The sequence below is a fragment of the Xanthovirga aplysinae genome (assembly GCF_009711365.1).
Lineage (GTDB): Bacteria > Bacteroidota > Bacteroidia > Cytophagales > Cyclobacteriaceae > Xanthovirga > Xanthovirga aplysinae.
Genome location: NZ_SMMB01000246.1, coordinates 1 through 837, shown reverse-complemented (window position 1 = coordinate 837; position 837 = coordinate 1). Strand labels below are relative to the sequence as shown.

1 protein-coding gene is annotated in these 837 nt (G+C 39.2%); it reads right to left on the bottom strand.

Going from position 1 to position 837, the window contains the following annotated elements; all coding sequences use genetic code 11:
• Positions 1 to 49: 49 nt before the first annotated feature.
• Positions 50 to 837, bottom strand: a 788-nt coding sequence (locus E1171_RS00590; RefSeq protein WP_155203079.1) for a glycoside hydrolase family 16 protein, incomplete at its 5' end; no start/stop codon positions are given.

The window sequence follows — 837 nt, the reverse complement described above, 5'->3', positions numbered from 1 at the left end:
AGGAGGGAATTACAAATTTCTCTCCACCTACATCCTTCACCATTTAGAATTATTTGCCCCCATTAGGTAATCCAAAGAATTTCACAAAATCTATTTCCATTTGCTGAGGAAAGACTGAATCATCAATTCCCTCCTTTCCTCCCCAATTTCCCCCTACAGCTACATTTAGAATCAAGAAATGGTTCTGTTCATAGGGCCAGGTAGAAGCATCTTTAGTAGATGGATTGTAGGTATAATAAAGTTGACCATCTACATAAAACTTAATCGCTTCAACTGTTTTTTCCATAGCGTAAATATGAAAGGCGTCTTCAGCATCAGACACCAATATTTCTTCGGAATTTATAGAATTCCCATGACTTGAGGGAGTATGCATGGTAGCATGAATTACTCCGGGATCAAAGCCCACATATTCCATGATATCGATTTCACCACATTCTGGCCATCCCACCTGGTTAATATTGGAACCCAACATCCAAATGGCAGGCCAAAGACCTGTACCTCCGGGTAATTTGGCCCGAACCTCCACACGTCCATATTTAAATTCTTTCTTCTTCTGAGTAGTGATACGAGCTGAAGTGTATCCATTTCCTTTGTAAGTTTCTTTTTGGGCCTGGATTATTAACTTACCATCCTCCACTCTCACATTTTGCTTTCTATTGGTATAAAATTGTAATTCATTGTTTCCCCAACCATTATGACCTGTGCCAATTTCGAAATTCCAAAATGCTTGATTAGGTTGCTCTCCCCATTCAAAATTATCCTCCCATAGCAGAAGAGGAAACTCTTTGCTTTGTGCAAATATCCTTCCTTCTATTAAGTTCAAGGAACAGAATGCAA